Annotated in this window: 3 protein-coding genes, 2 tRNA genes and 1 rRNA gene; 2 read left to right on the top strand and 4 right to left on the bottom strand. The window is 38.5% G+C overall.

Annotation, left to right across the window (positions count from 1 at the left end; genetic code table 11):
- Window positions 1-43 precede the first annotated feature (43 nt).
- Window positions 44-1576, top strand: coding sequence for a YifB family Mg chelatase-like AAA ATPase (locus AACU98_RS06000; protein ID WP_036920151.1), 1533 nt, complete (start codon window positions 44-46; stop codon window positions 1574-1576).
- A gap of 47 nt (window positions 1577-1623) precedes the next feature.
- Here the strand turns inward: AACU98_RS06000 and AACU98_RS06005 are convergent, their stop codons facing one another.
- Window positions 1624-1962: a DUF413 domain-containing protein gene (locus AACU98_RS06005; protein WP_004246370.1), complete on the bottom strand. Its 339-nt coding sequence runs from the start codon at window positions 1960-1962 to the stop codon at window positions 1624-1626.
- A gap of 115 nt (window positions 1963-2077) precedes the next feature.
- Between AACU98_RS06005 and hdfR the strand changes: the two genes are divergently transcribed.
- Window positions 2078-2902, top strand: a complete 825-nt coding sequence (gene hdfR / locus AACU98_RS06010) for an HTH-type transcriptional regulator HdfR (RefSeq protein ID WP_004249680.1) — start codon at window positions 2078-2080, stop codon at window positions 2900-2902.
- Between the two features lie 270 nt (window positions 2903-3172).
- Here hdfR and AACU98_RS06015 read toward each other — a convergent pair.
- The 3 genes from AACU98_RS06015 to rrf all read right to left on the bottom strand — a co-directional run bounded on the left by AACU98_RS06015 (window position 3173) and on the right by rrf (window position 3499).
- Window positions 3173-3248 (bottom strand) — tRNA-Trp (locus AACU98_RS06015).
- A gap of 7 nt (window positions 3249-3255) precedes the next feature.
- Window positions 3256-3332: transfer RNA gene (locus AACU98_RS06020), tRNA-Asp, on the bottom strand.
- Window positions 3333-3383: 51 nt separating this feature from the next.
- Window positions 3384-3499: ribosomal RNA gene (rrf, locus tag AACU98_RS06025) — 5S ribosomal RNA — on the bottom strand.
- Window positions 3500-3619 lie beyond the last annotated feature (120 nt).

Here is a 3619-nt window from a genome sequence, read left to right on the forward strand (position 1 = left end):
TAAAAATAAATTAAAAAGAGAGAAAATAATGGAGAATAAAAAAATGGCATTAGCAGTAATATATACGCGAGCCTCATTAGGGATCTCTGCACCACTTATTACTATTGAGGCTCATATTAGCCAGGGATTACCAGGACTCACTTTAGTTGGTTTACCTGAAACTGTCGTAAAAGAAGCGAAAGATAGGGTAAGAAGCGCATTAATAAATAGTGGATATAGTTATCCAGCAAAAAGAATTACGATTAATCTTTCACCCGCTGATTTACCTAAAGAAGGAGCCCGCTATGATTTACCCATTGCGTTAGCTATCTTAATTGCCTCAGAGCAATTAATCTCTGATAAATTAAATAGTTATGAATTTATCGGTGAGCTTGCACTTTCCGGTAAATTACAAAAAGTGAATGCGGTTATTCCCTCAATTTTAAGCGCCAACAAAGATAATAGAATATCTATCATTTCTATTGAACATCAATCAGAAGTTTCGCTCTTACCTAATAAATCCGCGTTATTAGCTAGCCATCTTTTGGATATTTGTCATCATTTAGAAAATAACACTCCATTAATTGAAGCTAAAAACAATATTAATCACAAAACAATTGAAAACCAAAATAATAAAGATATTAGTGATATTATTGGACAAAATAACGCAAAAAGAGCTGCAGAAATCACAGCAGCAGGAAATCACAACATTTTATTTCTTGGCCCTCCCGGCACAGGAAAAACAATGTTGGCGCAACGCATTAATACTCTCTTACCTCCACTTACAGCTAAAGAAGCCCTTGATGTATTAATTATCAGTAGCCTATCAAATACGATACATCATGATGGTAAATGGCCTTTACGTCCTTTTAGAGCACCTCATCATACGGCATCTGCCGTTGCTTTAACCGGAGGTGGATCTATTCCTAAACCCGGTGAAATTACACTTGCACATCATGGCATTTTATTTTTAGATGAATTGCCGGAATTTGATAGACGTGTGTTAGATGCACTTAGAGAGCCTCTTGATGCGCGCAAAATTACCATTTCACGCGCTAAAGCCAAAATTAGCTATCCCGCAAATGTGTTACTTGTCGGTGCATTAAATCCAAGTCCTACAGGGCACTATCAAGGTACTCATAATCGAACGCCCGTAAAACAAGTATTACGTTATTTAAGCAAAGTATCGGGACCTTTTTTAGATAGGTTTGACTTATCCGTTGAAATGCCATTATTACCTCAAGGTGCACTACTACAATCGACCCATACAAATGAATCGAGTAGCATCATACGAGCTCGAGTTTTACAAGCCAGGGAACGTCAGTTCCAGCGAAGTGGCAAGCTTAATACTTATTTATCAAGTAAAGAGATTGAACATTTTTGTCAATTACATACCGAAGATGCACTCTTTCTTGAAGAGACATTGAATAAATTAGGCTTATCTATTCGTGCATGGCATAAAATTTTAAGAGTTTCGAGAACTATTGCCGATCTTGAGAATGAGCAAAAAATACAACGAAATCATCTTATTGAAGCGTTGAGTTTTCGCGCCATGGATAGACTGATGATCTATTTACAAAAACAGTTAGAAGGGTAAGTAAAAAAGGAGCGAAATACGCCCCTTTTAAATTAAAACTAATGATATTAATCATCAGAATCGGTATAGTCATCAGATGGATCGAGCTGTGGCTTTCCACCCGATAAGGTATGAAAACGTTTTGGACGACTTATACGACTGGTATATTTCTTCCAAATTTTTTCTTCAACAGTAGCTGCTTCTCGTTCGCCACGACACATGGCAACAAATAATTTTTCCGCTTCAGTTGCAGGCTCTCGTTTGCCTAAATCAAGTTCATTGAAAGCTTGACCATGACGTTCCAATATCTGGGCTTCCTTGATAGTGAAATCGCCATGACGAGAAAAACCACGCGGATAATGTTTATTGTCAAAAAAACGATTAGTCGTGATAAAACTTTCTGCCATCTGACACACTCCTAATTCTCTATCGTCATACTTATGGCGCGGAGTATTAGGGAGTCATGCGGTTCTGTAAAACAAAATATTTAAATCGTAACGACAAATTTTTTTGGAGATAGATGTGGATACCGAATTACTGAAAACCTTTTTGGAAGTCAGTAAGACAAGACACTTTGGCCGAGCCGCTGAATCTCTTTATTTAACACAGTCTGCGGTCAGTTTTAGAATACGCCAATTAGAAACCCAACTTGGGACAAATTTGTTTACTCGCCATCGTAACAATATTCGCTTAACACTCGCTGGAGAAAGGCTTATCCCTTATGCTGAGTCATTAATGAATACCTGGTTACAGGCAAAAAAAGAAATTAGCCACGCCTCCCAACACTCAGAACTTTCAATTGGTGCGACAGCATCGCTCTGGGACGCTTATCTAACCTCTTGGCTACAAGAGGCTTACTTAGAAAGAAATGAGCTTAGAATTGAATCTAGAGTCTCTACAAGGCAATCTCTAGTAAAGCAACTTCATGCTCGTGAGCTAGATCTGCTTTTTACTACAGAAGCACCAAAAATGGATGAGTTGGAAAGTAAAGTAATTGGTAATATCACATTTCAACTAATGAAAAGAGCATCACATCTGAACCAGCAAAGCGCACAATTTATCAAAATTGAGTGGAGTGCTGATTTGTCACCACTTTCACAAAATAGCTCTGCACCAAAAACAGAACCTATTTTGACAACAAATTCAGCTATGATTGCTTATCAGTTAATGAAAACAACAAATGCCGTTGCTTTTTTACCTACTCATTGGCTCGATTTATATCCCGATCTCTCACCAGCAGCAGTAGAGATCATCCAAAAACCTCTATTTGCTGTATGGCTCAATACCAGTGATCAACAAGTGTTAATTCAGCAACTACTTTCTCAACCTGTCTCCAACCATCAGTAGCATTGTGCTTCAGTCAAATTGATATATCAGTAATAAAATTGATGATTGAAGCACATGTTATTACTAATAACAGACTCAATACCCAGAAAAATATTATGTGAATAATGTTAGATTAATCATTTGGATGATACATAAAGTTATAAATACGATTTAGGATTGGCAGAGTTGGAAGGATTGGAGAAAAATATAGTGGTTTTTATATAACAAAAAGCCCAGTTAATTAACTGGGCTACAAAGTAGTATAAATTTTGTTATTACTTAATTGGTAACTGGCAGGGGCGGAGAGGCTCGAACTCCCAACACCCGGTTTTGGAGACCGGTGCTCTACCAATTGAACTACGCCCCTAAATAGTTGGCGGAACGGACGGGACTCGAACCCGCGACCCCCTGCGTGACAGGCAGGTATTCTAACCAACTGAACTACCGCTCCGCTTATTCTTTACGCACTTAATGTCTTTTTACATTAAGGCTTTAATTTAATGCTTGGCAGTTCCCTACTCTCACATGGGGAGACCCCACACTACCATCGGCGCTACGGCGTTTCACTTCTGAGTTCGGCATGGGATCAGGTGGGACCACCGCGCTATGGCCGCCAAGCAAATTCGGTTTTAATTACCCGTTATCTTCTGTTATCACAGTCTATAACCAGTAATTCAATCTTAAACAAGCTGACTTCATCGTTTCGTCTCTCTGACAAAACACTTTCGGTGTTGTCAG

It is taken from the genome of Proteus sp. G4380 (assembly GCF_963885725.1).
GTDB lineage: Bacteria > Pseudomonadota > Gammaproteobacteria > Enterobacterales > Enterobacteriaceae > Proteus > Proteus mirabilis.

Coding starts and splice junctions, on each gene's coding strand:
- AACU98_RS06005 (WP_004246370.1), bottom strand. CDS start 1,962: ATGGCAGAAAGTTTTATCACGACTAATCGTTTTTTTGACAATAAACAT.
- AACU98_RS06000 (WP_036920151.1), top strand. CDS start 44: ATGGCATTAGCAGTAATATATACGCGAGCCTCATTAGGGATCTCTGCA.